Origin of the sequence: Pseudanabaena sp. 'Roaring Creek', assembly GCF_001402795.1 — a bacterium.
GTDB lineage: Bacteria > Cyanobacteriota > Cyanobacteriia > Pseudanabaenales > Pseudanabaenaceae > Pseudanabaena.
Genome location: NZ_LIRE01000282.1, coordinates 1 through 26,253, shown reverse-complemented (window position 1 = coordinate 26,253; position 26,253 = coordinate 1). Strand labels below are relative to the sequence as shown.

Sequence of the window (26,253 nt, the reverse complement as noted above, 5' to 3'; positions counted from 1 at the left end):
TGGTTTTCAAAGGAATAAAGATTAAATCCGAGTTAAACCCAATCGCATCTATATAGCAGTCCTAAATCATTTGTAGATTTTTGGGTTTGTGGAAGCGCTCGCTTTTTGGGGGCACTTCCACAAACCATTTATCCCAATTTCCAAAAGTGTAGCCACACTTTTGGAAATTGAAAACCAAACCCAGTAAGGGTTTTAAAATCACAAAATGGCGTAGCCATTTTGTGATTTGGTATTAGGATTGCTATATGTCGAGAACGATCTTAGCGGTCTTGGGTCTAGAAATACAAATTAGAACCGAACCGCTTTCGACGGCAGCAGTTGGCTTTTCTTCGTATTCAACTTCTCCTTCAGAAATTTTGCAAGCGCAAGTACCGCATACGCCAACTCGACAGCTATGGTCTGGATAAATTTCATTGGCTTCCGCAAAATCTAAAATCGAGCCTCGATCGGGATTCCAGTTAATTGTTTTACCTGATTTATTGAATACAACTTCAATGGCATCGGAATTTTCATTTTTAGGAATTATTTCCTGCGGTTGTTCGGATTTCTTGGGCTTAGCCTTGGCAAAGGATTCAAATAACACGTTCTTGTCTGGAACTCCCCATTCTCTTAAACCATCTCTGAGGGAATCCATGAATGAAGGCGACCCGCACAGAAAATAATCGGCAACGGAAGAGCCGCATAATTTTTCCATTTCTGGAGCGACTACGTTCTTAATTAAATTGGCATCGACATAGCCTTTGTGCTGATACTGCCCTTCATCAGCAGCCGTAGGGCGGCTATAACAATAAGCGATATGCAGGTGGGGATTGCGTTCGGCGATCGCATTGACTTCGTCGCGAAAGGCGTGGAGACTGCCATCCCTCGCACCATGCAAGAACCAAATATGCCTTTGCGGATTGAGCAAGGTAGCTGCTTTTGCCATGCTAATCATCGGTGTAATGCCAACACCATTGCTAATTAAAACCGCAGGCTGGGTGCTATTAAGATCCAACACGAATTTGCCCGCAGGAGGCTTAGCCGCAATTATCGAGCCTTCATGAATGCTGTCATGCATGAAATTAGAAGCAACTCCAGGAGGTGCGATCGTATCGCTGGGAGCGGGTTCGCGTTTGATCGATAGGCGATAATAATTTGGCGATTCTATATAATCGGAAAGCGAATAGGTGCGAACGATCGGTTTTGGTTGTTCGGGAATATCTAGCTGAATTGTCAAAAATTGCCCTGGAATATGATTGGGGATGCTACCGCCATCGACGGGCTTCAAATAAAAAGACGTAATGCTTTCGCTTTCTTTAACCTTGCGATCGACTACAAATTTGCGCCAATCCTTCCACTCTGTGCTAGGCTCTACCCCTTCATTTTGAGAAGTCACAGACTTAGAATCGATCGATTTGCTTCTTCCAGTAGCAATGCCTCCAATCGTCCCAATCGCAGCGCTTGCTAGAGATGCATACACAATTAATCTATGGGTAGCTTCATTTTTGGGATTGAATAAGTAAAAGGCAGTAGTAACTGGAATTGTCACTAAAGTGCTTAAAAATATCCCCGATGCTATTGCTCTAAATAGAGGATTTGAAATTTCCCTAATCTCTTGTAACATTGTCTAGCTCCATCGATAACCTAATAATTTTAAATTCAGTCATAACCCTGAAACTGAAAAGGACTGACGAAATTATATTTAGATAGAATGCTATTTCTAGCTTACTTGGGCTTAAACCAAAAGAACAAGTCTCTCGAACCAGTAATCCCCTGCCCGAAAAATAGGAGGGTTGCGAAAATATTCAATATAATATGTACGTTTCTCCATCGGTTTTGGCGATCTTGATAGATGTCCTGCACGATCGCTACTGAAAAAATCATCAGTAAAGCTGAAGCTATTCCATAATAGTAGTGGGAAAAGAACCATTCGCTATCCTTTCGATATATCTCTGGTTGAGAACCGATCGCAATAAGCCCCATACCTGCTAGGGTAGCAAAGGTTCCGCGCCATAATTTACTAGTGGCACGGTAAAGAAATACCATTGAAGCGATCGAACCGAAAAACAACAGGGCGACTAAGGCAACCCGAAAGGGTTCTTTAGTTAGACTATCGTGAGCGATCATCTTTGAGACAATTGGAAATCCCATACCCAAAAGTGCGACTCCCACGACCGAACCCGTCAGCCAATAGCCGATGGCGAGGTGCTCCGAACCGACGGTTGGAGGGATTTTGCTCTTAACGCCACTTGCCGATTGCAAGCGTCGCTGACGGGCTAACCAAGAACGATTGAGCGCGATGCCAATTAATGGGAATACAATTGCGATCGCGATCGTCGGATGCAATAAAGTAAAAAAATATTTAAGTTCCATAGGACGAAGCAATTAAATTTCCAGTTCAAACCTTATTACCATAAAGAATTTCATTTCTCATAGAGAAAAATGAAACCCTTTAAGTAGTTCAGCATAATTAAAAACCAAAACTAGAGAGCATACCGCCCACTTAGCGGGCGGTACGCTCTTCTGGGTTTTAAGTTTGCTTATGCTTAACTAATTATTAAGTGTAAATAAAATTATTTAACTTCGCTAGGAGCAAAATTAACAATCAAACCTTTCTTGATGGCAACTACTACGTCATAGGTGGTGCAGAGTGAGATCGTGGTGTCATCTTTCTTGCTGTAAAGGTTAACTACCATGCCAGCACCACCAACTTGAATGCCAATTGGGGTAAGGTCTTTTGCATACAATTTACGGAGCAAATCACCACTACCTGGTTTACCCTTAATGGGGGTAATCTGATCGATTTTCTCTTGACTTGTTAGAGCTTGGGCAATCTTAACTTCTTGGACTGATGCTTGGGCTGCATTAGGATTGAATGCTTGAATAGGAACTGTGGAAGTGGCAACCATAGTCGCGATCGCTGTTGTAGCTAATAAAGATGTAAGTTTCATAACAAAAAGTTCCTTCTATGGTGTAGGAGTTTTACAGATTAAGTTTGGAGATGATTTGATGTATCTCATTTCATCCTTATCATGACCGATCGCCATGAAACGAAGCTTAAACCAACTTATGGGTTATCTAAGTTTAGAATTAAAGATAATTAGGCTAAAACTCAGCTTACACTCAGTTATATAACTACAGTCACTTGCGTTAGGGCAGAAACAAAACCCAAGAAGAGAATGACGCTTTGCGCCACCCTTCTCTTCTTGGGTTTTGTTCCCAATACATTTGGCTATAGCTGCTCTACCCCATTTATAGCTACAGTCACTTGACTTAGGACAAATCAAACCCCAAGAATTGATTGACGGCGCTTCGCGCCGTCAATCAATTCTTGGGGTTTATGTCCTAGTAGACTTGGCGACAGCTATATGAGAAATATAGGGCTTTGACTTCGCTCAGTCATCGCATCCCGATGACTGAGTAAAGTCAAAGCCTCCTTCAAATCCTTGAGACTCAATAAATAGCTAAAGATTTAGCTATTTATTGAGTCTCAAGACGTAACCAACGCCCCGAACAGTTTGGATTAGTCGGCTAGAACTATCAACTTCCAACTTCTGGCGCAAAGTACGAACGTAAACTTCAATTACATTTGAATCGCCCCCAAAGTCATAACCCCAAACCTTTTCGAGGATTTGGTCGCGTGTCATAACCTGCAACGGATGATGCATTAAATATGCTAAGAGTTCAAACTCGCGCACCGTAAGTTCGATTGCCTTTCCTGACCGCAATATTTCCCGCGTGCTGAGATTCAAGCTAAGGTCTTCAAAATGGAGGATATTGCTATCTTCTTTTCTAATACGGCGCAGATTAGAGCGGATTCTAGCAAGTAACTCCTCAATGCTAAAGGGCTTAATCACGTAATCATCTGCACCAGCATCTAATCCCGCTACGCGATCGCTAATCTCATCCCTAGCCGTAACTAAAATAATTGGCACTAAACTACCAGTCGATCTCAATCGTCGACAAATTTCTACCCCCGTCAAACTTGGCATCATCCAGTCTAAAACAACCAAATCTGGAGGATCTTGTCTGGCTTGAGTTAAACCATCTAAGCCATTGTTTGCCATAGAGACTTGATATCCTTCACAAGTTAATTCCATCTCAATAAATTGTGCTAGTTTGATATCGTCTTCTATTAAGAGAATTTTAGTTGTCATAATTATAAAGAGATAAAAAAATAGAAAGAATATAAAGAATATTAAGTATTAAGTTAAGTATTAAGTTGATGATTTGAGCATAACCTTAAAGGTGCTACCTTTACCTCGTTGAGAAGTAACATTTAGATTGCCTCCCATCCTTTCAACTAAAACTTTGGAAAGTGCCAAGCCCAAACCCGATCCCCCACTCAAGCGACTCCGAGAGCGATCAGCGCGATAAAATGGCTTAAAAATACGCTCCCGATCTTGAATATCGATCCCGCAACCGCGATCGCAGACATTGATAGCCACGTAATCACCGAAATTGTCTAACGAGATTGAGATGGTATCCTTTGAATATTTAACAGCATTATCAAATAATCTAAATAAAACTTCTTTGAGATATTCTCCATCTGCTAAGACGGAAACACAGGATTCATAGGAATTAAACGATATCTCTCGCTGATGAAGTTTATTAAAAGTGGCGATCGTTTCTAATATTAAACTTTGCAGAGGAATTGATGCTATCTTCAGAGAAGTTTCGCGAACCTCTAACCTCGCCAGATCGAGGCATTCTTGCAATAACTTAATAGCATAACTCATCTCTAAAATAGCGCTTTCAAGGGCATCTTTCTGCAAATCCGTAAGGTTCTCACTGCGTCGATAGATACTTTGCATATATCCATACACTATGGTCAGTGGTGTCCGTAATTCGTGCGAGAAGTTTCTGAGCATCTGCATTTGTTGATCCTGAAAATCCTCAGCTGCAATCTCCAAAGCGATCGCTAACAGTTGCGTAGAATCATTTTGGGGTGAAGTTATGTTTAAATCATTCTGGAAATCATTCATGGAAGTATAGGACAATACAAAGGAGCCATTGTTTAAGGTATAGATTTATTTTAATAATCAAGAAAATCAAAAGATGTTTAATATTTAGTAGCCTAAGACTTCAATAGGTAATTTAGAAGGTAATTTAGTAGTTCATTTAAAATATTTCTTATTTTAAGTAACTCGGCATAAGTAAGCACAAAACCTAGAAGAGCGTACCGTCCGCATAGCGGGTGGTATGCTCTTTGGCTTTTGGTTATGCTGAACTACTTGTATTAAGGATTATTACTTATTGGGAGCGATCGTATATTATTACTCTTTAAGGAGTTAATTAGTAGAAGCTGAGTATTAGCTGAGTAAACTTTCATGAATTATGCAAGCAGCATTTATCTGGCACTATGAAAATAGCTAACTCATACCTAAAACGAATTAAAAGATGCCTTTCAAGTTGGTTGCCACAGCCTCCACAGTTGGTAACTAAGCAGTTGTATGCCCTAGAAATATTATCTTCCCTCAGCTATCGTACTGGCGAACTGCAAGGTTATCTTCAATTGGTAGCCAAAAATGTTAGTGAATTGATTGGAATAGATTGGTCTGTTGTAACTTTCTGCCGAGAAGGACTGGAGACTGTTTTAGCTAGTTCAATTGATATCGGTGATTTTTCCGATCGGCAGGTAAGCTTGCATGGCACGCTCACGGAGGCTGTGATTAACTCTGGTTCCTGTATGTATGTCGAGAATACTTCAATCGATCAATATTATCGAGGCGTGCCAGAGGGTTATCATGCTTACCTTGGAGCGCCCTTGCGTTTGCCTACTGGCGAAATAATCGGTACGATCTGTTCGTTTCATCGCCAACCCAGAAAGTTTTCGAGAAAAGACATCAGGTTAGTGGAAATCTTTGCCGAACGCGCAGCTACAGCTATCGATAATTTCAATCTTTATCAGCAGCAGCAAGAAACAAATCAAAAATTGCAAGGAGAAATTAAGCAACGACAAGAGATCGAACAAGCATTGAGAAAAAGTGAAGAGTTACTGAGACAGATTGCTGAGAATTTAGAGCCATTGGTATGGATGTACTCTCGCGATGGCGAGCCGATATATATGAGTCCCATGTTTGAGAAGGTATGGGGAATTCCCCTTGAACAATGGTACTTGGATGGCACGGTTTGTCTAAACTTAGTCCATCCTGAAGATCGTCAAAACGTGTCCATTGCCTTCAAGAGCATGTTTACAGGCGAATGTAATTATAATCTTGAATATCGAATCATTCGTCCCGACAATAGTATTAGAACCATTCGCGATCGCGCATTTCCGATTATAGATGAAACTGGGAAGGTCTTTCGGATCGCTGGTCTTGCCGACGATATTACCGAGCGACAACGCGAACAAAAGCAAACGCTCGAAGCAAAGGAAAGACTGTCAGAGATAGGAGAACTAGCCACTTCAATTGTTCATGAAGTACGCAATCCACTAACGACGGTATTAATGGGCTTAAACTTCTTTCAGCGCACGGAATTATCAGAAAGCGCCCAAAAGCGATTAACGTTAGCTTTGGAAGAGGGTGAAAGGCTGAAGCGGCTTTTAAACGAAATACTCCTCTATTCAAAGCATGAAATGATCCAAAAGACTCCTGTTGATATTAACGAACTGATACGGGATGTAGTTGAAAATATTTCTACTTCTCAATTGGCAATTAGCAAACAAATACATTTTGAACCATTGCCCGAGACTAAAATTCTCTACGTAGATAGAGATAAGCTGAAACAAGTCTCGATCAATTTACTCCAAAATGCTTGTGAGGCTGTAACAGAGGATGGAGAAATTTCCGTGTTTTTATCCTCTTTGACAAATTCCAACCAAGTTTGTATTAAAGTCCACAATGGCGGCGCATTCATCTCTCCTGAAATGCTATCAAAGATCACAAAGCCGTTTTTTACCACCAAATCTTCGGGTAATGGACTGGGTTTATCGATCGTCAAAAAAATTGTTGATGCCCACGGTGGTAAATTAGAAATAGAATCTTCTGCGATCGCAGGGACAACTGTTAGTATCTTTTTGCCGATGAATGGGGATTTATAATTATTCAACATTAATCAGCATTAAATACTGCACGATCGCGTCCTTGTTTTTTAGCTAAATATAGTCCCTTATCCGCCGACTCGATGAGAATTTTGGAAGATAATTTCTTAGTGGGCTGGATTGTCGAGATACCAATGCTGATCGTAACGCGATCGCTGATAAACGAAGCTTCGTGTTTGATATTTAAACTTGAGACAGTATGACAAACTTTCTCGGCAATAAAGGCTGCCCCTTCCTTTAGGGTATTTGGCAAAATTACCGCAAATTCCTCACCGCCATATCGGGCTGCTAAGTCTGCTGGACGACGAATACAGGATTCGATCGCCTTGGCAACGGCTCGTAAACAATCATCTCCCGCAGGATGTCCGTAGCGATCGTTATAACGCTTAAAAAAATCGACATCACATATAAGTAACGAAATCGGTAGCCCTTCTCTAGCTAAACGCTGCCATTCTACTTCTAGTTTTTGATCGAAGGTACGTCGATTAGCAATTTGGGTTAATCCATCAATAGTTACTTCGCGGGCAAGTGACAAAGCTCGTTCGTAGAGCAGGGCTTCGATCGTGTCACTATGGCGGGTAGTAGTATCAAGGATGATTTCTAGATCGTTTTTCTCACTGGAAAGGCGATCTAATAGCAATCTTAGAGCTGTCTCCGTCCTTTGGCGATCGATAATTTCTGTTTGCAGACGGTGGTTTGCCTCCGATAATTGCTCTTCTTGGATGGTTTTACTAACTAAGCGATCCCTTAGAATAATGTTTTGCGCTTTTAATTCTTGGATTTCTTGCTTTAGACTCGCAACTGTAGCCAAGAAAAGTCCTTCAGTACTGACTAAGTCACTTTTTTCTTTTTCCATACTTTTCTTACGATTAGCTGTAGCAATTTTAAAACGGCTTCAAGAAATTGCCAAATTTACGACAATATTCACATTAGCTACGAAATAAACGAGAGTATTGAGTCTCATGGTTAGCACAGGCGAGACTTGCCCCCCATCCACACCATTCTAATTCATTATCCAAACGATGTAGCGATAATTGGGAGCTGTTCAACATATCCCCACTAAGCTGAAATATAACTTGCTGTCCCATGGTCTGACCAAATGGAACAGAACGGACTGCGGCGCTAACTAAATTGGATAGCCAGCTATAAATATAGCCTAAGCTTGTATTGTCAGAATCAATATCCAGACTGGCGGCAACGATGCCAAAGGCGATCGCATAGTTACAACCTTTTCCCTGTGGATTATCTTTTGTTGTAGGGAGCAAGGTGTGGATAGATGTATGTAGGGGATTTTGGCGATCGGTGAGCTGCCACCATAATTTCATGAGGGACTGTCCCATCTGCCAACTCGCCAATCTGACTTCTTCGGCTTCTCTCGTTGCCGATAGCCAGTCATTCCAGTAGATTAATGTGGATATATTATGAGATTTAATGGCTTGGTGGGCGCGAAGAGCGATCGCCGTTTCGTTGGGAATAAATCCAAATTGCAATTCCCTTCTCAGCCAATTGCAAAGATCGGACTCTGTTTGAATAATCTTTTGACTGCAAAGATATTCGAGTCCTTCCGAGTAGCTGTAAGCGCCAACGGGCAAAGCGGGACTAGTGATTTGTAGCAATCGTAGTAACTGAAGCGAAGTGGGATTAATGATCATGGTGATGATGGTAAGCGCCAGACTCAGGTTGAAAAGGCTGATTTTCTTTGGCTATAGTTAATCCCATTTGGATCACCATATCTTCTAAAACTGGATCGGGCGATAGGCGTAGGTATGTTTCGGTAATTTCTAGAGCAATGTGACGATTACCTAAATGATAGGCTGCTCTTAAAAACTCAAGGGGATGATGCGCCGTAACCGTAATGACAGGTTCGGGCTTTGCCATGACATAGGCGATCGCCCGATCGTTTTCGTCGGCAAGGATATCTCCTTCTCTCAGAACTGTCCCTCTCTGAAGTTGTAAATTAATCTCTTCTCCTTCCAATGTTGTAAATCGGTGACGGCTACGAGTTCTATCCTCAGCAATGAGCGCAAGGGTTAAAAGAGATGCGCGATTCACCAATTTCTTGGCTTCATGGGATAGACGTTTGGTAATAATATGCATAAGCTATCAGCAGAACGGAATTGGCGATTTTAATTAATAATGATAACCATCTAAGCATAAATCAACTTAAAATCTAACGAAAAACTCTCGAAGAGCGAACCTTCGGTTCTGTGGTTTTAGTTTTAATTACGTCGAACAACTCGTTTGAGAACAGTTTTTTTGATTTTTGAGTTCTTAGCGATGCTATAGCAATCCTAAATGGTTTGTGGAAGCACCTCCCGAAAGGAGGGCGCTTCCACAAACCCAAAAAATCAACAAATGATTTAGGACTGCTATATAAGCTTACGCAAAACCTGTAAAGATAAAGATACTATAGTTATTGCCATTCATTGCATCGTAAGGACAAATCTCTATGTCTCCATTTCGCGTTGGTGTTGCGGGACCTGTCGGCTCAGGAAAAACGGCTCTGGTTGATTCTCTCTGTAAATCCATGCGATCGCATTTCCAAATTGCGGTTGTCACAAATGATATTTACACCCAAGAAGATGCTCAGTTTCTCGTCCGCAGCCAAGCCCTAGACCGCGATCGTATCATGGGAGTAGAGACAGGTGGTTGTCCCCATACAGCCATTCGCGAAGATGCCTCCATGAATCTTGCGGCGATCGAGCAATTAGAACTTCGCTTTGAAGATCTCGATTTAATCTTTGTCGAGAGTGGTGGAGACAATCTTGCCTCCACCTTTAGTCCCGAACTCGTGGATTTAACCCTTTACGTAATCGATGTAGCAGCAGGGGATAAAATCCCCCGTAAAGGAGGACCAGGGATTACTAAATCCGATTTATTAGTAATTAACAAAATCGACCTCGCTCCGTACGTCGGAGCTGATCTCGCGATTATGGAAAGGGATACTCTAAAAATGCGAGGGGATAAACCCTTTGTATTCAGCAATCTCAAGACTCAAGTTGGTTTGACGGAAATCGTCGGATTTATTGTAAATCGAATGTAATTTAGCTTTAATTTACTTAGTTTTGAGGAATTGACAGCTAGTTACTCCAACCAGATTGAATCACCACAGCGAATCGTTCCTGTTTGTATTACTGACATCCGAATACCTGCGATCGTTTTGTTTTGCTTGGTGGTCGTCCGCAAAATATTTAAGTCATTGGGAAGATCGCCCTGTGCTAATGTCGTTACTACACAACGCGGGCAAGCAGTATCAATACTCAAACAAACGCGATCGCCAATTAGCAATTTACCGCCGACCCAATCATCTTCTACAAAAGCAGGTTCAGAAGATGGGGGCTCGATCAAAATATTGGGGCGAAATCGGCAGGGATCGAATTGTCCTTCAGGATAAAGGGTTTGCAGCTTGTTTAGAGTGGAAGTCGTAATAGCATGGATCGGACAGGAATCAAAAAAAGTACCTGAGGGCATAAACAATTGGGTAATAGTTTCCCGATTTAAGGCTCCTTCGATATCTGGCCAATATTGATCTAAACTGGGTGATTCGGGGACAATCGAGAGTAATTGTACGTCACGCCCCACAGCTTGAGAGAGAATGCTGTCAATATCACGATCGTCGCTGGTGGCAGAACTACCATCAGGCAAAGAAATTGTGACTCTCGCCATCGCTTCTTGACTGTTTTGACGAGTCATTTCCCCTAATTCGGCATGAAAGCCTAAAAGTTTTGCCCATTTTTTCGGGTTCTTCGCACTGGCAATGCGGCTAGTCTCACGATCCCATAAAGCAAACGAGCGATCGCCCAAAATCCCTTTAGGGATAACTTCTACTGTCTCAAGTTGTTCGCCTAGCATTGACTTAACAGGATAACGCCAAAGAGAAGTAACTACACCAACTAACGTCCGAGCCATAATTTCCTATCCTTCTCAATTATACCAAGTTAAAAAATGACTATGCCATTTCTTAACTTGAAAACCCTTACTAGATTTAGTTTTTAATTCACAAAAATGTGATAACACTTTTGTGAATTCTTTTGCGAACTACTCTCTTCACAAAACTAAATGACAATATTAAATAGCAAGATACTGATGGACTAGATCGTCGCTCAGATCGGCAGTTGCTCCATTAGCAACCACCGCACCTTTTTCCATAATGAAAAATTTCTGAGCGAGTTGTCGTGCAAAGTCTACTTTTTGCTCAACTACAATGAGGGTGATCCCCTTTTCACGATTAATCCTCTTTAAAGTATCCTCAATTTCCTGAACAATTGAAGGCTGAATCCCTTCCGTCGGCTCGTCAAGAAGCATAATCTTGGGATTGCTCATCAGACCGCGTGCGATCGCTAATTGCTGTTGTTGTCCACCGCTCAATAAACCGCCCTGCCGAGTAAGATGTTGCTTGAGCATTGGGAAAAACTCAAAGATCTCATCAGGAATTTTACGATACTTCTTTTGTCCAGCGGACATGCCAAGTTTGAGATTATCCAAAACCGATAGGTAGGGAATAATTTCTCTCCCTTGGGGAATGTAGGAAATACCATAGCGAGCGCGTTTAAACGTTGGCACTTTGGTAATGTTATCCGCGTCAAAAACGATATTTCCAGACATGACTTTATTCAGTCCGATGACACTACGAAGCAATGTCGTCTTTCCCACGCCATTACGACCGAGCAGACAAGCGATATCGCCTTGCTCGATCTGCATATTCACTCCAAACAACACAGGGGTTTGTCCGTAAGAAACCGTCACATCAGTTAGTTCAAGCAGCATCGATTTGTTCGCGTCCTAAATATACTTCAATTACTTTGGGATTTGACTGCACTTCACTGACCGATCCTTCAGTCAATTTTTCTCCTTGGTGGAGTACCACAATGCGCTGAGCAATCTGTTTGACAAATTCCATGTCATGCTCGATAACCACGACAGAATGATTCTGAGAAATCGTTTTAATGATTTCTCCAGTCAAATGCGTTTCATCTGGGGTCATTCCCGCAGTGGGCTCATCTAGTAGTACTACGGAAGGATCCTGCGCAATGACCATCCCAATTTCTACCCACTGTTTTTGTCCGTGGGAAAGCGAGGACACCTTTGAATATCCCTTTTCCAAAAGCCCAACGCGATCGAGAACGGTGATGATTTTATCTCTCTTCGCTGCGGTTAATTTGGACCTGATCGAAGAGAAGACTCCATGCGATCCTTTTAAAGCTAATAAGATATTGTCAAATACGGTTAACTCATTGTAGACGTTAGGATTTTGGAATTTACGTCCGATACCCATCCTTGCTACTTCAAAGGCACTGCGATTCGTAATATCTTTACCGTGATAAAACACATGTCCCGAAGCTACTGGAGACTTACCAACGATGGCATCGAGTAAAGTACTTTTTCCAGCCCCATTCGGACCGATGATCGTCACAATTTCATTTTCACCGACATCTAAGTTAACTCCCTTTAAAGCTTTGAATCCAGAAAAAACCACTTTTAGGTCTTTTATCGATAAAATTGCTCCTTCAGTGTGGGTAACTGGAGCGGAATCAATTGATGCGGATGTGGTTGTGTTCATAATTTGAGCTCTTTTTAGTTGTTAAATTAATTATTAAATTAATTATTAAGTGTACGCAATAATGTTGAGGTTTTCTATCTGTAACTATGTAACGAGCCATAATTAAGATCGTAACTTCAAAAAACTCAAAATCTAGTCAAAATCTAGCTCGATCTCTCTAACTGATTATTTTTCTTGCCAAGGAGTTTTTGGGGAATCAAGCTCATTAGCCCATCGGGAAGAAATAAAACAACCACCATCAAAATTACGCCGACAATCAATTGCCAATCTTGGGTAATTCGATCTACGGAATTTTGAATTTGTCCCAATAAAATTGCCGCAATGATTGGACCAAAAAGTGTGCCTCGACCACCAACAGCTACCCAAATTACGACTTGAGTTCCAAAGGCAACATTGAGATAGACTGGGGAAATAAAGTTATTTAAGGGGACAAACAATCCGCCAGCTATACCAGCAATTGCGGCAGAAAGTGTCCAGATAAATATCTTGAAACTAGCAACATCATAGCCGAGAAAAGAAATTCTCTTTTCGTTCTCTTTAATTGATCGCAGAATCAATCCAAAGTTAGATTGGGTCAACCACCAACTAGCTGCCATTACTAAAGTTGCGAATAGGAGAATGATAAAATATAACCCGATAGGCGGGACTTCTGCCCCAAAAAGTATGAGTTTAGAGACATCCGTAATGCCATTGGTTCCTCCTGTATAGGCTTGTTGACTGACAAAGAAGGTCGTCAATGCTGAGGAGATCGCTAGGGTGATTACGGTGATATAAACACCACTCACTTTAGAACGAAAGATGAACGAGCCGATCGCGTAGGCAAATCCAGCAGGAATAACCACGGTGGCAATGACAGCGATCGGGAAATACTGCAATGGTGCAATGAACCAAGGCAATTCCTTTAATCCATTCCAGACCATGAAGTCAGGAAGCGTACCGCCATAGTTGTTAGCTGTGGCAGATAGGTTTAACTTCAGGTAATATGCCATTGCATATCCTCCTAAAGTAAAAAATACGCCATGGGCGAAACTGAGAATTCCTGTAAATCCCCAGATTAAGTCCAAAGAAACACCTAGAGTCCCAAACAGTAACAACTTTGCCATCAAGTTAGTTTGGAAAGTACCAGCCACAAAGGGAAAAATCACAAAAATTAGCAAGACTATGGCACTAGTGATGAGCCATCTTTTGGGAACAAAATTTGCTTGTCGTATGCGACCTACTACTTCAGCCATCTCTTAGCCTCCATTGAATTTTGAAAATTGACGCTATATTTACTGAAATATGTACTGAAATATTTGCTGAAATAAACATCAAGCTTTTATTAGAAGTGTCGCAGGTAATGATTGTAATAAAAGCCTAATAATTATTTAGACAATTTAGCTACGCTTTTGCACTGTAAATAAACCTTCGGGGCGGTAGCGAATCAAAATAATTACCGCTGCTAAAACAATTACCCTTGCAGTCGGGTCGTTAATTAGATAGGCGATCGCGGCATTGGACTCGCCGATTAAAACTGCCCCAGCTAACACTCCAACGAGCTTATCAACACCACCAGTAACTACCGTCATCCAAGCGTCAACTAGATAATCCTGTCCCATCGGTGGAGCAACGCTCTTAAGCGATGAAATAACCGTGCCTGCAATTCCTGCTAGCCCGCAACCATAAGCAAAGGTGATCATATCCACAAGACTTGTATTTACACCGAGGCACTTCGCCATATCTCGGTTCTGGGTCACAGCTCTAACTTCTCGTCCCAGAGTCGTACCGTAAAGTAAGAAAGCGGTCATTCCGAGGAGGAACAAAGCCATAAAGATAATGAATAGGCGATAGTAGGAAATCTCGATCGCCTGTCCTCCGATTTGAAATGGAGTCCAATTACCACGGATGTAGGGAGGAGCTTTAACATACTTCAATTGGGCGGTGAAGATGAGCTTGATGACCCCTTGCAGGACAATACTTAACCCCCAAGTCGCTAACAATGTCTCTACAGCCCGCCCGTAAAGTCGTCGGACAATAGTTAACTCGATAATTGCACCGACAAACGCCGTAAACAAAAAAGAGAAGGGAATTGTCATCAACAAGTCCATTTTGAAATTACTTTGCAATACGAACGTTGTATAGGCTCCTAACATGATGAATTCGCCATGGGCAAGGTTAATGATGCGCATTACACCGAAGGTGATGGCTAGTCCTAACCCCGTCAATAGCAAAATCCCGATAATACCGACACCATTTAAGAGCTGATTGGTGACAGCGATCGGATCGATCGCTTTTGCGGGTGGGGTTGATTGCGCTAAGTGAATCAACGAGGATAGTACATTAAATGAAAAAACGTTCATGGGATTCTTAGATTAGAGCTTAGAGTATCGTTCGCTATTTCAAGTTTATTTATTAAGTCAACAATCTCTGACCCCTTACGAAGTCAGAGATTGTTGACTTAAGTTAGAAATCTAGGCTTCTTTCAGAAATTCAGCTGGAATATCTTTCTTCGTCTCAACGTTAGGGCTGCTGCGATCGTCGGGAGTTTTATGAACGCAAATACGACCCTTGTACAGTGCTTGGCTCCAAGGAATTGGCTTTACAGCAGCCTTGGTGGAAAACACAATTTCTGCCTGACCATCAGACTTCCACTTACCAATTCTAGAATAGAGATAGGTGTGATAGTTATCGGGGTCAGATTTTACAGTGCCCTGAGGAGCCTTGAATATTTGTCCTCTGGTAGCTTCGCGGAGGTTAGCGGTATTAAATTCTTTCCCTTCCTTAGCCAGTTTTTCCATTGCTTGAGCCATGAAGAAGGTTTGGATATAGGCTGCTTCCATAACTCCGTTAGTAACGCGATCCTTCCCGAACTTAGCCTTGAACTGCTCGACGAATGCCTTATTCTCAGGAGTGTCAACAGTTTGGAAATAGTTAAAGCTACTGTAATGACCTTCTGCAAATTCTGGTCCCATGGCTTGAATTTCTTCTTCAGTGGTCGGGAAAGCCATGATCGGAATGTCTTTAGAGGTGATCCCAGCATCCTTGAGTTGCTTATAAAATGCAGGGATACTGTCTCCTACTAGATTGCTCAAGATGAAGTTGGGCTTGGCTTGCTTGATCTTGTTGATGATCGTGATAAATTCGGTTGTACCAAGAGCCGCATATTCATCTCCCACAACTTCACCGCCGCCATTGACTAGCTCAGCTTTAGCGATCCGATTGCTTTCTTTAGGATAAATGTAGTCAGATCCGATGAAGAAACCTTTCTTGCCAAAGTTCTTGATACAGTATGGAATTGAATCGGTAATTTGTTGGTTAGGTGCTGCACCAGTGTAGAAAACATTGGAGCTACATTCGTTTCCTTCATAATAGACAGGGTAGTAAAGAATGCTGTTCTTTTCTTCAAAGACTGGCAGTACTGACTTGCGGCTCGCAGATGTATAGCATCCAAGAACGCATACTACCTTGTCCTCATCAATCAAACGCTTGGACATTTGGTTGTACAAATCCCAGTTGGAGTCAGGGTTTACCACAACTTTTTCAATCATTTGACCGTTAATTCCTTTCTTGCCAGCCCAAGGTCCCGTACCTTCATTAATTTGGTCGATCGCAAGAAAGGTTGCATCCTGTAATGACTTCTCAACAATGGCGATTGTACCTGTGGTGGAGTACATGACACCAACTTTGATGCCTTTTTTACCATCCGCCGCAGGCGATGCTGAAGATGTAGCACCACTTGATGAGGTGGCAGTAGTCTTCGTGGTATCACCACCGCCTTGACCACAAGCAACCATAATACTGCTAGCAGCGGCAAAAGATCCGTACTTAATAAAGCGGCGACGCGTGAGCCCGCCTTCGTTTGAGCTATTCAATTTCATTGCCTGAAACTCTCCTTAATTGTTTTAAAACTCACACCAAACAATAGCTGACTGCTAAATTAATGTCCGACCATCCAAGGACGACTGCCTGAGTGATACTGGACATTTGATGTTTTTGGCTCTCGATCAACCTTGACCATCTTTGGTTCCGAACTTACCGCTTTTGCCACCTGAGATCTAGAAAGAGTCATAGGTGGAGAAAAGACTCGCCTTCCTTGCTCATTACATTCTGGGCAGTGAGCAGGAGAACTCGATTCAGCCATTGAACGCCATACATCAAACACACCACATTCTTCGCAGCGAAATTCATAAAGAGGCATATTTCTTTTCTAAACTGGAAGAATATTTTTGTCAAATATGGCAGTGGGAATAGCGATCGTACAGCAGGCATTGGGAATGTCTACAATACCGCTCACTCTTCCTTCTATGGGCGCACAACTAAGCAACATATATGCTTGCTCACCTGTATAACCGAACTTCTTGAGATATTCGATCGCATTCAAGCAAGCCTGACGGTAGGCAATATGTACATCCATAAAGTACTGCTTACCAGTGTATTCATCAACGGAAATTCCTTCAAACACGAGGAATTCTGAATAACGGGGCTCTACTGGACCTGGCTTAAAGATAGGATTAACCATCCCATACTTCTCAACACCACCTTTGATGATATCAACATGGATATCAATAAAGCCAGCCATTTCAATTGCGCCGCAGAAGGATATTTCACCATCTCCTTGAGAGAAGTGAAGATCGCCCATAGATAGTTTTGCACCCTCTATATAAACAGGGAAATAGATCCGAGTCCCTCTAGAGAGGTTTTTAATATCGCAGTTACCTCCATGTTCGCGTGGTGGAATCGTACGTGCTGCCTCGGCTGCTACGCGCTCGTACTCGGACTGAGGTAACGTTCCTAAAATGGCATTGGTGGGATTAGGGAGTGCAGCTAAAACTGATACACCATCAATGTTTACTCCAGCTCCGTAGGTACGGCGATCGGGCTGGGTCGCCATGAGTTCAGTTTCGCGCTTGTTCCATTTTGCCAGAAGCTCGTGGGAGGGAGCGCAACCGATGAGTCCAGGATGGGTGATTCCTGCAAATTTTACGCCAGGGATATGTCGTGAAGTTGCGTAAATCCCTTGAAAATCCCAGATTGCCTTAGAAGCTTCGGGATAGTGATCGGTTAAAAATCCGCCACCATTTTTCTTGTCAAAGATACCTGTAAAGCCCCATTCATCGCCTTGGAGAGCACCGATATCGACGAGATCTACTACCAGAATATCTCCAGGTTCTGCTCCATTTACCCAAATTGGACCACTCAGAACGTGAGGAATAGTCAAATCTACATCACGAACATCATCGGGACTATCATCATTTTTAATTTGACCATCAGTCCAATCCTTACATTCAATGCGAAATACGTCACCAGGATTAACTGAAGCTATGGCTGGGATGTCTGGATGCCAACGGTTGTGTCCGGGTAACTCTTGTTGACTCATGGGCTTGGTGAGATCAACTTTGAATAGCGTCTTAGGCATAAAATCTTTCTAAATCTGTAAAAGAACAAGAAAAGCTGAACTCTATAGAAAGCTACATACACTAATGGGTGTATGTAATCGGAACTTAACCAAATTTCAACGTTCTTAACAAATACTGCGTTACTTTTTCTTTCCATTCTGTCATGGTTTATACCAAACACGATACGCTTACACTAAGCTGAACAATTTGTGAATGAAGCGGTGTAAATGTAACTTGACTGTGATATTAAAAACTAAAAAAATCTGAAATCATATAGCGATCACCCAAATAAAAATGACGATCGCTACTTGCCATAAAACAAAATCAAAACCGAAGGAGAGAAGGTTGGCGCTTTGAGCCAACCTTCTCTCCTTCGGTTCACTACTAAAACTAAAAATGGCATAGCCATTTTTAGTTTCTCAAACCCTTCCTAGGTCTGGTTTTTAATTCACGAAAGTGTGACAAAACTTTTGTGAATTGGTATAAGGCATGAATACATTTGGTGATGTCTATAATAAGAATGCTAAGACATTCACATTGCGAGCCGAATAAACTGTATAAATTGATGCATATAGTGATTTAATTTGTTGGCTAGATGAATTGTCAAATGATTAATAGATGACTGTATGCATAAACCGTGGACGGGAAACTTAGAACTAAGGTTTAGTAAGAGAGATTTATCAACTCAGTTGGTCTACAATTATGCTTTAGCCCCTTGGAAAATACAGCGATCGCTTTATCCAGAAGGAGAGGAAGTTTGCCATTGTGTTCTATTGCATACCGCAGGTGGTTTAGTGGGTGGCGATCGCCTATCTGCCAAAATCCATCTCCAACCCCATACCCAAGCCCTGATCACGACTGCCGCTGCTAGTAAGGTCTATCGCAGTTCTGGTGCGGAATCTTGGCAAAATATCCATATTCACATTGATGAAAGCGCAAATTTGGAATGGTTCCCTCAAGAAACGATCGTCTTCGCAGAATCAAAATATCGACAAACTACGCGAATTGATTTAGCGCCAGATGCAACTATTACTATGTGGGAAATTGTTAGGTTCGGGAGGACTGCGCGGGGTGAAAGATTTCTGGATGGTCATTGGCGATCGCATACTGAGGTATGGCGAGACCAAATGCCTTTGTGGATCGATCGGCAATATCTGCATGGAAACCCTGAAATGTTAGATAGCCCGAATGGATTAAATACCTATGCGATCGCCGCCAGTTTCATTTTTGTAGGAGCAACGGTAGAAACCGAACTGATCGACCGTATTCGCGCTACTTGGGAACAGGGAAATTATCAAGGGAAATCGAGCGTTACGCGATCGCTTGCTGGTTTAGTTTGTCGCTATTGTGGTGACTCCTCTGGCGATGCGCGTAAATGGTTTCAGCAAATTTGGCAGCTTTTACGTGTATCCTATAGGAATAGAAAGATATGCGTACCGAGAGTTTGGTGAGCTTTTTAATTTTGGCTTTGCCAAAATTAAAAAGCAAATTAAGAATCAAGTAAATGCGTACCTAGAGGTTGGTAGATATTCATGCAACTTACGCCCCAAGAAAAAGATAAGTTATTGATTTTTACGGCTGCATTATTAGCTGAGCGTCGTAAAGCTAAAGGTTTGAAGTTAAATTATCCTGAAGCGATCGCGTTTATTACTGCGGAGATTTTGGAAGGAGCGAGAGAAGGTCGCACGGTTGCCGAGCTAATGTCCTACGGGGCGACTTTGCTCGGTCGTGATGATGTGATGGAAGGCATCCCCGAAATGATTCATGATGTGCAAGTAGAAGCAACTTTTCCCGATGGTACAAAATTAGTTACCGTACATAATCCTATTCGCTAATTTAGCTATGGAGGTTTTAGATGATTGCGATCGCTAAAGTTCAAGATTCACAAACTAAATCAAAGCTGACCTATGAAAAATTTGTCAATCTGCGACTTACCGACGGACGCTATGAATTTGTTAATGGAGAAGTCGTTAAAGTGGTAAATACTAGACAGCATGAAGATGTTGTTGCGTTTGCTTATAAAAAATTTGATCGAGAAATTGATAGATTAAATTTGGATTTTGTGGTGCGCCAAAATGTGAGCATTAGGACTATAGCTAATAGTGATAAACAGAGTAGAGTACCAGACTTGAGTGTGATTGACAGGGAATTTTGGCAATCCAATCCATCGGATTATGCTCCATTACAAAAACCGATTCAGCTAGCAGTAGAAGTCACATCAACCAATTGGGATGATGACTACATTGACAAATTTTCAGAATATCAAAGTCTTGGCATTCCTGAATATTGGATTGTGGATTATTTAGCGATCGCTAGTCGTGAGTTTTTAGGTAATCCCAAAGTCCCCACGGTGTTTGTTAATTTGCTAGATGAAAATGGTAAATATCAAACAACTAGATTTTCAGGAGATGACAAAATTATTTCGCGGACTTTTCCTGAACTAGATTTAACTGCTGCTCAAATTCTCAACATCTAGGATGTAGTGCGAAACGCTACATCCTCATTAAGTAACAATGGAGATGAATCTATGATTGTTGGTGAAATCATTACTCAAGAAGGTGATATCGAATTGAACGCTGGGCGAGAGGTGGTTACGCTCAAGGTTGCAAATTCAGGCGATCGCCCCATCCAAGTTGGTTCGCACTATCACTTTTATGAAACTAATCGCGCATTGATCTTTGATCGCGATCGCGCCAAAGGTACGCACCTCGATATCCCTGCGGGTACTTCCATCCGCTTTGAGCCGGGGGATGAGAAGGAAGTGCATCTCGTTCCCTATGTGGGTACTCGCGAGATTTATGGATTTAATGCGCTAGTAGAAGGCAAATTGGAGAATTAAACGAATGAGTTATAGAATGTCCCGTCGCGCCTATGCAGAAACCTATGGCGCAACCGTTGGCGATAGGGTTCGCTTAGCCGATACAGAATTGTTTATTGAAGTAGAATGCGACTACACCACCTATGGGGATGAAGTCAAATTTGGTGGCGGCAAAGTAATCCGCGATGGGATGGGACAGTCGCCGATTACCAATGCCAATGGAGCAGTGGATCTGGCGATTACCAATGCCCTGATTCTCGATTGGTGGGGTGTGGTCAAAGCCGATGTGGGGATTAAAGACGGCAGGATTGTGGCGATCGGTAAAGCGGGAAATCCTTATATTCAAGATAACGTCAATATCATTATCGGTGCGGGTACGGAAATCATCGCAGGAGAAGGACGCATTCTTACCGCAGGGGGCATTGATACCCATATTCATTTCATTTGTCCGCAACAGATCGAAGTGGCGATCGCTTCTGGTATTACCACCATGATCGGCGGTGGCACGGGGCCAGCCGTTGGTACAAATGCTACCACTTGTACCCCAGGTCCTTGGAATATGTACCGTATGTTGCAAGCTGCAGATTCCTTCCCGATGAATTTAGGATTTCTCGGCAAAGGCAATAGCAGCAAGCCTGAAGGCTTGGTCGAGCAGGTGGAAGCAGGAGCGATCGGACTCAAACTCCATGAGGATTGGGGAACGACTCCTGCGACGATCGATACTTGTTTAGGTGTTGCCGATGAATATGACGTACAGGTTGCTATCCACACAGACACACTCAACGAAGCAGGATTTGTAGAAGATACGATCACCGCTTTTAAGAATCGCGTGATCCACACCTATCACACCGAAGGCGCAGGTGGCGGTCACGCTCCCGACATCATCAAAATTTGTGGTGAAGCGAACGTTCTTCCTTCTTCCACAAATCCTACTCGTCCCTATACCTTAAATACGTTAGACGAACACCTCGATATGCTGATGGTCTGTCACCATCTCGATCCTAGCATTCCCGAAGATGTATCCTTTGCCGAATCTCGGATCCGTCGTGAAACGATCGCCGCCGAGGATATTCTTCACGATCTCGGCGCGTTTAGTATGATTTCCTCTGACTCTCAAGCAATGGGAAGAGTCGGCGAAGTGATTATCAGAACTTGGCAAACCGCTCACAAAATGAAAGTGCAGCGAGGCGTTCTTACCAATCCAGAAATCACTAGAGCCGATAACTTCCGCGCTCAGCGCTATGTGGCAAAGTACACAATTAATCCTGCGATCGCCCACGGTATCTCTGAATATGTCGGTTCTGTCGAAGTGGGCAAAATCGCCGATCTAGTGCTGTGGCATCCTGCATTTTTTGGGGTAAAACCCGAAATGGTACTCAAGGGAGGTTTCATCGCATGGTCGCAGATGGGCGATGCTAACGCGAGTATTCCCACACCGCAGCCAGTCTATATGCGTCCGATGTTTGGCAGCTATGGCGGTGCGATCGCGCCTACATCCTTTACTTTTGTTTCTCAAGCTGCTATGGAACGAGGTATTCCTAGTCAATTAGGTTTGAAGAAGCAGGTACTAACAGTTAAAGGAACTCGTAATATTAGCAAACGCGACTTAAAGCTCAATGATGCTTTGCCAGTGATGGAAGTAGATCCAGAGACCTATGAAGTTCGTGCTGATGGCGAATTATTAACCTGTGAGCCTGCGTCAGTATTGCCGATGGCTCAGCGATATTTCTTGTTTTAAGTAGCTAGGCATAAGTAAACTTAAAACCTAGAAGAGCATACCGCCCGCTACGCGGGCGGTATGCTCTCTGGTTTTGGTTTTTAATTATGCCGAACTACTTAGAACTTCTAATACCAATTTCCAAAAGTGTGGCTACACTTTTGGAAATTAAAAACCAAACCCAGTAAGGGTTATACCAAATCACAAAATGGCTACGCCATTTTGTGATTTGGTATAACCCTATAAAAAAGGAACCGATTTTTTGTAGCGTGGCTTAGCCACGCTACAAAAAATCGGTTCCTTTTTAAATTGCAGAATCCTTACAATCCTAATGCAGCTAAAATGTCACTGGCATGGGTGGATGTATTGATTGCAGTATCGACAAGAATTATTTTTCCTTCGGGGCTAATCACATAGGTGACACGCTTGGCATAACCACCACCATCAACATCATAAGCTTGGATCAACGCTTTGTTGGTATCCGCCAATAATGGGAAATTGAGGTCGTATTTAGCAGTGAAGGCTTGATGGGCAACTTCATCATCAGCACTGACTCCTAGAACCACCACATCTTTACCTTCGTAATCAGATTTGGCATCGCGGAAGCTACAGGCTTCTTTTGTACAACCGGGGGTATCGTCTTTAGGATAGAAGTACAATACTACGGTTTTTCCAGCAAAATCAGATAAAGATACTGTATTGCCGTTGGTATCTTGGGCGGTAAACGCTGGGGCATCTGTACCTACTGCTAGAGGCATAATTAACCTTTTGATATTTGTGGATAATGTTGGGATTTTAGCACAGCTAAAATTTTAGACAGTGTTAAGTAGTTCGGCATAATTAAAAAACAAAACCAGAAGAGCATACCGCCCGCTGCGCGGGCGGTATGCTCTTCTAGGTTTTAAGTTTACTTATGCCTAGCTACTTAGGTGATGTTTACGCAATTAACTGTTTCGCTGCTTCGATTTGAATTCTGACTTGGTCAAATCCAGTCCCACCATAACTATTCCGAACCTTGACCACCTGCGCGGGCGCGATCGCATCAACAATATCTGCCTCAAACTGGGGATGGAAGGTTTTCCAACGCTCAACGGATAGATCCTTTAGTAAGATTCCTTCACTTGTGCAGGTTTTGACCAACTTTCCAACCAGTTGATAGGCTTCGCGGAAAGGTACTCCCTTAGAAGCGAGATAATCGGCAACATCGGTAGCATTAGAGAAATCCTCCGCAACAGCTTCAGCAAGGCGTTTGGGTTGAAATTCAATACCTTCTTCAACGAGAATCGTCATTGCTTCCAAACAAGCCCGAACGGTTACGACGGCATCAAAAATTCCTTCCTTATCTTCCTGCATATCTTTGTTATAGGCTAGAGGCAAGCCCTTGATAATTGTCAGTAAGCCTTGGAGATGTCCGAATACGCGCCCAGTTTTGCCGCGAACTAGTTCGGGTACGTCGGGATTTTTCTTTTGGGGCATAATGCTGGAACCCGTACTAACGCGATCGCTAAGCTTCACGAAACTAAATTCCTGCGATGACCAAAGAATGACTTCTTCAGAAAGGCGGCTCAAATGCACCATAATCAGGCTGGTGGCGCAAAGAAACTCTACCGCAAAATCGCGATCGGATACACCATCAAGGCTATTACGAGCAACGGAACCAAAATCCAATAGCTCGGCTGTGTAATGGCGATCGATGGGGTGGGGCGTACCCGCCAGAGCCCCTGAACCGAGGGGAGAAACATTGACCCTTTGATAAATCTCATCTAGTCTCGTCCAGTCACGCTGAGCCATCTCGAAATATGCTAAAAGATGATGGGCAAGGCTAATGGGCTGGGCGCGTTGCAAATGGGTGTAACCAGGAATAAAAGTCTCGACATTTTGCTCGGCTTTATTGACAAGGGTTTGCTGCCAAGTTCTCAGGTCAGTCTGAATTTTGCGGATCTGATCGCGCAAATATAACCTTACATCAGTGGCAACTTGGTCGTTGCGCGATCGCGCAGTATGCACCTTTTTACCCACATCTCCGATCAGATCGGTGAGGCGGCGTTCCACGGCAAAATGAACATCCTCGGCATCAATCCCAGGATTAAAATCCCCTGCTCGATATTCTTGGCGAATCTGTTCTAGCCCGTTAACAAGCATCTCTCCTTCTTCAGCACTGATAATCCCTACTTTCGCCAACATGCGCGAATGCGCCTGCGATCCCGTAATGTCATATTCAATTAAATTAATATCAAAACTGATACTGGCATTAAATCTAGCGATCGCTGGATGCAGCGCGGTCTCGAATCGCTGACTCCAAGGTTGGGTGGCTGTTGGCTGGCTCATACAAAAAAACTGTAGTACTTGAAAGTTTAGTTTACTTTTTGACAAGAGGTTTTGCGCCTTTTTGTCATAAGTTCATTATTTAACCGCTTTCCCATCGCCTTTTTCGTACAGCACGGACAATGCTAAGTAGCTAATAAGAGAATGGTGGCGCTTCGCGCCACCATTCTCTTATTAGCTACTTGGGCGGCAGCTATATGTTGGCGACAAATAGCTATGAAAGTAATCTTTACAAAATCTTTCTACATCTAGTGTCTGCTATGATGCTAAGTGGTAATTTAAACGCTAGATTTGTTTATGGTGGCTCAAATTAAAACGACTCAGATCGAGACGCAGCAAACAAAAAATAATCATGATCGCCCCAATCAGACTAAGACTAACTCAACAGATTCTAACTCGCTCAAGGGCTCATCGATTGTGACTCCCCTTAAAGGTAATGTTCAAGTCTTCATCGCGCCCCACCGCAATCTTTATGCTGACATCATCGCTCAAGCTTTGAGGGTAGCAGGTCAGGGCACTCAAGTATTACTCGTGCAACTTTTTCAAACGGGGATTAATCAAGGTTTGAATAATCCTCGTCGGCTAGTTGAAAATTTTGAGTGGATGCGTTGTGATGCTCAGCGCGACTTGTCTCAGCATGAGATCGTATTGACTGATGCCGAAAAAATCGCAGTGTTAGACCTATGGGACTATGCCAAAGTAGCCATTAAGTCCTCGCCTATGGGTTTGGTCGTAATCGATGAGGTGGATTTGCTAGTTGAGCGATCGCTGATTTCTGAGGAGGAGCTGTTGCATGTACTAGAAACGCGATCGCCGAAGGTCAATATTATCTTGACAGGGCGATCGATGCCATCAAGTATTTCTGACTACGCCGATCAAGTTACCCATCGCCGCAATTAGGGCGGGGGCGAGCCATATTCTCAAGATCCGAGCTTAAATGCTTCTAGAAATAGTCCGTAGGTGATGCCAAGCTTGAGTGAGTTCAGCATTTCTGTAGTTAGGGGTCTAGGCGCTATGGTGCCATCGCTGCGAGTTAATCGCTTTTGACTGTAGACAAAACGGTTGGTCAATTCTACAAAGAAAACCGTAATTGCTGCCGCAAGAATATCTAACTCAGATTTTGCGCCCGTGGAGGTAGAGATTACTGAGGCTAAAAAAAATCCTAGCAATAAACTTATCGCTATCAACGATGTTCTTCGCCAAGGATTACTCGACCACTGAGATAATCGTCTAATGTTGATATTCACAATCTGACTAAGACGAGTATTTTGCATGATAGGTCTTTCTTAATCTTTAGTAATTAAAGCAATAATTAAAATATAGCAATCCGAAATCATTTATAGCTGCCGCCAATTTTGTTAAAACAAAATCAAAACCCCAAAGAGAGTTGCCGCGCTCCGCGCGGCAACTCTCTTTGGGGTTTTATGTCCTCAT

General features: G+C 42.7%; 27 protein-coding genes. 8 read left to right on the top strand and 19 right to left on the bottom strand.

Annotated features, from left to right (window positions below):
* Positions 1-241: 241 nt before the first annotated feature.
* The 5 genes from AC805_RS09850 to AC805_RS09830 all read right to left on the bottom strand — a co-directional run bounded on the left by AC805_RS09850 (position 242) and on the right by AC805_RS09830 (position 4,979).
* Positions 242-1,528, bottom strand: a complete 1,287-nt coding sequence (locus tag AC805_RS09850; RefSeq protein ID WP_231662606.1) for a 2Fe-2S iron-sulfur cluster-binding protein — start codon at positions 1,526-1,528, stop codon at positions 242-244.
* 176 nt (positions 1,529-1,704) lie between these two features.
* The gene (locus AC805_RS09845) at positions 1,705-2,352 is read right to left on the bottom strand and encodes a DUF4079 domain-containing protein (RefSeq protein ID WP_055075269.1); all 648 of its coding nucleotides are present in this window, start codon (positions 2,350-2,352) and stop codon (positions 1,705-1,707) included.
* Between the two features lie 200 nt (positions 2,353-2,552).
* Positions 2,553-2,930, bottom strand: a complete 378-nt coding sequence (locus AC805_RS09840) for a hypothetical protein (protein ID WP_055075268.1) — start codon at positions 2,928-2,930, stop codon at positions 2,553-2,555.
* A gap of 525 nt (positions 2,931-3,455) precedes the next feature.
* Entirely contained in the window at positions 3,456-4,136 is a 681-nt protein-coding gene (locus tag AC805_RS09835; RefSeq protein ID WP_055075267.1) for a response regulator transcription factor, read from the bottom strand.
* A 60-nt stretch (positions 4,137-4,196) separates the two neighbouring features.
* Positions 4,197-4,979, bottom strand: coding sequence for a cell wall metabolism sensor histidine kinase WalK (locus AC805_RS09830; RefSeq protein ID WP_231662603.1), 783 nt, complete (start codon positions 4,977-4,979; stop codon positions 4,197-4,199).
* 416 nt (positions 4,980-5,395) lie between these two features.
* On the opposite strand from AC805_RS09830, the gene AC805_RS09825 reads away from it, so the two are divergent.
* Entirely contained in the window at positions 5,396-7,024 is a 1,629-nt protein-coding gene (locus AC805_RS09825) for an ATP-binding protein (RefSeq protein ID WP_197278685.1), read from the top strand.
* A gap of 10 nt (positions 7,025-7,034) precedes the next feature.
* Here the strand turns inward: AC805_RS09825 and AC805_RS09820 are convergent, their stop codons facing one another.
* The 3 genes from AC805_RS09820 to ureE form a co-directional block, all read right to left on the bottom strand.
* Positions 7,035-7,880, bottom strand: coding sequence for a diguanylate cyclase (locus tag AC805_RS09820; RefSeq protein ID WP_055075264.1), 846 nt, complete (start codon positions 7,878-7,880; stop codon positions 7,035-7,037).
* A gap of 73 nt (positions 7,881-7,953) precedes the next feature.
* Entirely contained in the window at positions 7,954-8,676 is a 723-nt protein-coding gene (locus AC805_RS09815; protein WP_055075263.1) for an urease accessory protein UreF, read from the bottom strand.
* The gene (gene ureE / locus AC805_RS09810; RefSeq protein WP_055075262.1) at positions 8,666-9,121 is read right to left on the bottom strand and encodes an urease accessory protein UreE; all 456 of its coding nucleotides are present in this window, start codon (positions 9,119-9,121) and stop codon (positions 8,666-8,668) included. Before ureE ends, AC805_RS09815 begins: the two co-directional genes overlap by 11 nt.
* 352 nt (positions 9,122-9,473) lie before the next feature.
* Between ureE and ureG the strand changes: the two genes are divergently transcribed.
* Positions 9,474-10,067, top strand: coding sequence for an urease accessory protein UreG (gene ureG, locus AC805_RS09805; protein ID WP_055075261.1), 594 nt, complete (start codon positions 9,474-9,476; stop codon positions 10,065-10,067).
* Positions 10,068-10,108: 41 nt separating this feature from the next.
* On the opposite strand, the gene AC805_RS09800 is transcribed toward ureG, so the two are convergent.
* The 8 genes from AC805_RS09800 to fmdA form a co-directional block, all read right to left on the bottom strand.
* A complete protein-coding gene (locus AC805_RS09800) occupies positions 10,109-10,933 on the bottom strand; it encodes an MOSC domain-containing protein (protein ID WP_055075260.1) in 825 nt (274 codons plus the stop codon).
* A gap of 159 nt (positions 10,934-11,092) precedes the next feature.
* Positions 11,093-11,791, bottom strand: a complete 699-nt coding sequence (gene urtE / locus AC805_RS09795; RefSeq protein WP_072143578.1) for an urea ABC transporter ATP-binding subunit UrtE — start codon at positions 11,789-11,791, stop codon at positions 11,093-11,095.
* Positions 11,781-12,584, bottom strand: coding sequence for an urea ABC transporter ATP-binding protein UrtD (gene urtD, locus AC805_RS09790; RefSeq protein WP_055075259.1), 804 nt, complete (start codon positions 12,582-12,584; stop codon positions 11,781-11,783). Before urtD ends, urtE begins: the two co-directional genes overlap by 11 nt.
* A gap of 143 nt (positions 12,585-12,727) precedes the next feature.
* Positions 12,728-13,816, bottom strand: coding sequence for an urea ABC transporter permease subunit UrtC (gene urtC, locus AC805_RS09785; protein ID WP_055075258.1), 1,089 nt, complete (start codon positions 13,814-13,816; stop codon positions 12,728-12,730).
* 144 nt (positions 13,817-13,960) lie between these two features.
* The gene (gene urtB / locus AC805_RS09780; protein ID WP_055075257.1) at positions 13,961-14,923 is read right to left on the bottom strand and encodes an urea ABC transporter permease subunit UrtB; all 963 of its coding nucleotides are present in this window, start codon (positions 14,921-14,923) and stop codon (positions 13,961-13,963) included.
* A 111-nt stretch (positions 14,924-15,034) separates the two neighbouring features.
* Entirely contained in the window at positions 15,035-16,441 is a 1,407-nt protein-coding gene (locus AC805_RS09775; RefSeq protein WP_055075256.1) for an ABC transporter substrate-binding protein, read from the bottom strand.
* A gap of 59 nt (positions 16,442-16,500) precedes the next feature.
* Complete coding sequence (locus AC805_RS24630; protein WP_009625783.1) at positions 16,501-16,761, bottom strand: FmdB family zinc ribbon protein; 261 nt, start codon at positions 16,759-16,761, stop codon at positions 16,501-16,503.
* 9 nt (positions 16,762-16,770) lie between these two features.
* The gene (gene fmdA / locus AC805_RS09770) at positions 16,771-17,979 is read right to left on the bottom strand and encodes a formamidase (protein WP_009625784.1); all 1,209 of its coding nucleotides are present in this window, start codon (positions 17,977-17,979) and stop codon (positions 16,771-16,773) included.
* A gap of 606 nt (positions 17,980-18,585) precedes the next feature.
* Here fmdA and AC805_RS09765 point away from each other — a divergent pair.
* The 5 genes from AC805_RS09765 to ureC all read left to right on the top strand — a co-directional run bounded on the left by AC805_RS09765 (position 18,586) and on the right by ureC (position 22,515).
* Positions 18,586-19,410, top strand: coding sequence for an urease accessory protein UreD (locus AC805_RS09765; RefSeq protein ID WP_055075255.1), 825 nt, complete (start codon positions 18,586-18,588; stop codon positions 19,408-19,410).
* Positions 19,411-19,491: 81 nt separating this feature from the next.
* A complete protein-coding gene (ureA, locus tag AC805_RS09760; RefSeq protein ID WP_055075254.1) occupies positions 19,492-19,794 on the top strand; it encodes an urease subunit gamma in 303 nt (100 codons plus the stop codon).
* A gap of 20 nt (positions 19,795-19,814) precedes the next feature.
* A complete protein-coding gene (locus AC805_RS09755) occupies positions 19,815-20,435 on the top strand; it encodes a Uma2 family endonuclease (RefSeq protein WP_055075253.1) in 621 nt (206 codons plus the stop codon).
* Positions 20,436-20,486: 51 nt separating this feature from the next.
* The gene (locus AC805_RS09750) at positions 20,487-20,798 is read left to right on the top strand and encodes an urease subunit beta (protein WP_055075252.1); all 312 of its coding nucleotides are present in this window, start codon (positions 20,487-20,489) and stop codon (positions 20,796-20,798) included.
* A gap of 4 nt (positions 20,799-20,802) precedes the next feature.
* Positions 20,803-22,515, top strand: coding sequence for an urease subunit alpha (gene ureC / locus AC805_RS09745; RefSeq protein ID WP_055075251.1), 1,713 nt, complete (start codon positions 20,803-20,805; stop codon positions 22,513-22,515).
* Between the two features lie 299 nt (positions 22,516-22,814).
* On the opposite strand, the gene AC805_RS09740 is transcribed toward ureC, so the two are convergent.
* Both AC805_RS09740 and argH read right to left on the bottom strand, forming a co-directional pair.
* Positions 22,815-23,252: a peroxiredoxin gene (locus AC805_RS09740; RefSeq protein ID WP_055075250.1), complete on the bottom strand. Its 438-nt coding sequence runs from the start codon at positions 23,250-23,252 to the stop codon at positions 22,815-22,817.
* 178 nt (positions 23,253-23,430) lie between these two features.
* A complete protein-coding gene (gene argH, locus AC805_RS09735) occupies positions 23,431-24,822 on the bottom strand; it encodes an argininosuccinate lyase (protein WP_055075249.1) in 1,392 nt (463 codons plus the stop codon).
* A 294-nt stretch (positions 24,823-25,116) separates the two neighbouring features.
* Here argH and AC805_RS09730 point away from each other — a divergent pair, with 294 nt between their 5' ends.
* Positions 25,117-25,719, top strand: a complete 603-nt coding sequence (locus AC805_RS09730; protein ID WP_055075248.1) for a cob(I)yrinic acid a,c-diamide adenosyltransferase — start codon at positions 25,117-25,119, stop codon at positions 25,717-25,719.
* A gap of 20 nt (positions 25,720-25,739) precedes the next feature.
* On the opposite strand, the gene AC805_RS09725 is transcribed toward AC805_RS09730, so the two are convergent.
* The gene (locus tag AC805_RS09725) at positions 25,740-26,093 is read right to left on the bottom strand and encodes a DUF565 domain-containing protein (protein WP_055075247.1); all 354 of its coding nucleotides are present in this window, start codon (positions 26,091-26,093) and stop codon (positions 25,740-25,742) included.
* Positions 26,094-26,253 lie beyond the last annotated feature (160 nt).

Excerpts from the sequence above, each read along its gene's own strand:
- ureE (WP_055075262.1), bottom strand. The coding sequence starts at position 9,121 with ATGCATATTATTACCAAACGTCTATCCCATGAAGCCAAGAAATTGGTG.
- AC805_RS09845 (WP_055075269.1), bottom strand. The coding sequence starts at position 2,352 with ATGGAACTTAAATATTTTTTTACTTTATTGCATCCGACGATCGCGATC.
- urtB (WP_055075257.1), bottom strand. The coding sequence starts at position 14,923 with ATGAACGTTTTTTCATTTAATGTACTATCCTCGTTGATTCACTTAGCG.
- AC805_RS09755 (WP_055075253.1), top strand. The coding sequence starts at position 19,815 with ATGATTGCGATCGCTAAAGTTCAAGATTCACAAACTAAATCAAAGCTG.
- ureA (WP_055075254.1), top strand. The coding sequence starts at position 19,492 with ATGCAACTTACGCCCCAAGAAAAAGATAAGTTATTGATTTTTACGGCT.
- ureG (WP_055075261.1), top strand. The coding sequence starts at position 9,474 with ATGTCTCCATTTCGCGTTGGTGTTGCGGGACCTGTCGGCTCAGGAAAA.
- AC805_RS09835 (WP_055075267.1), bottom strand. The coding sequence starts at position 4,136 with ATGACAACTAAAATTCTCTTAATAGAAGACGATATCAAACTAGCACAA.
- AC805_RS09815 (WP_055075263.1), bottom strand. The coding sequence starts at position 8,676 with ATGATCATTAATCCCACTTCGCTTCAGTTACTACGATTGCTACAAATC.
- AC805_RS09775 (WP_055075256.1), bottom strand. The coding sequence starts at position 16,441 with ATGAAATTGAATAGCTCAAACGAAGGCGGGCTCACGCGTCGCCGCTTT.
- AC805_RS09740 (WP_055075250.1), bottom strand. The coding sequence starts at position 23,252 with ATGCCTCTAGCAGTAGGTACAGATGCCCCAGCGTTTACCGCCCAAGAT.
- AC805_RS09800 (WP_055075260.1), bottom strand. The coding sequence starts at position 10,933 with ATGGCTCGGACGTTAGTTGGTGTAGTTACTTCTCTTTGGCGTTATCCT.
- argH (WP_055075249.1), bottom strand. The coding sequence starts at position 24,822 with ATGAGCCAGCCAACAGCCACCCAACCTTGGAGTCAGCGATTCGAGACC.
- ureC (WP_055075251.1), top strand. The coding sequence starts at position 20,803 with ATGAGTTATAGAATGTCCCGTCGCGCCTATGCAGAAACCTATGGCGCA.
- AC805_RS09765 (WP_055075255.1), top strand. The coding sequence starts at position 18,586 with ATGCATAAACCGTGGACGGGAAACTTAGAACTAAGGTTTAGTAAGAGA.
- fmdA (WP_009625784.1), bottom strand. The coding sequence starts at position 17,979 with ATGCCTAAGACGCTATTCAAAGTTGATCTCACCAAGCCCATGAGTCAA.
- AC805_RS09750 (WP_055075252.1), top strand. The coding sequence starts at position 20,487 with ATGATTGTTGGTGAAATCATTACTCAAGAAGGTGATATCGAATTGAAC.
- AC805_RS09730 (WP_055075248.1), top strand. The coding sequence starts at position 25,117 with ATGGTGGCTCAAATTAAAACGACTCAGATCGAGACGCAGCAAACAAAA.
- urtD (WP_055075259.1), bottom strand. The coding sequence starts at position 12,584 with ATGAACACAACCACATCCGCATCAATTGATTCCGCTCCAGTTACCCAC.
- AC805_RS09725 (WP_055075247.1), bottom strand. The coding sequence starts at position 26,093 with ATGCAAAATACTCGTCTTAGTCAGATTGTGAATATCAACATTAGACGA.
- AC805_RS09840 (WP_055075268.1), bottom strand. The coding sequence starts at position 2,930 with ATGAAACTTACATCTTTATTAGCTACAACAGCGATCGCGACTATGGTT.
- AC805_RS09820 (WP_055075264.1), bottom strand. The coding sequence starts at position 7,880 with ATGGAAAAAGAAAAAAGTGACTTAGTCAGTACTGAAGGACTTTTCTTG.
- urtC (WP_055075258.1), bottom strand. The coding sequence starts at position 13,816 with ATGGCTGAAGTAGTAGGTCGCATACGACAAGCAAATTTTGTTCCCAAA.
- urtE (WP_072143578.1), bottom strand. The coding sequence starts at position 11,791 with ATGCTGCTTGAACTAACTGATGTGACGGTTTCTTACGGACAAACCCCT.
- AC805_RS24630 (WP_009625783.1), bottom strand. The coding sequence starts at position 16,761 with ATGCCTCTTTATGAATTTCGCTGCGAAGAATGTGGTGTGTTTGATGTA.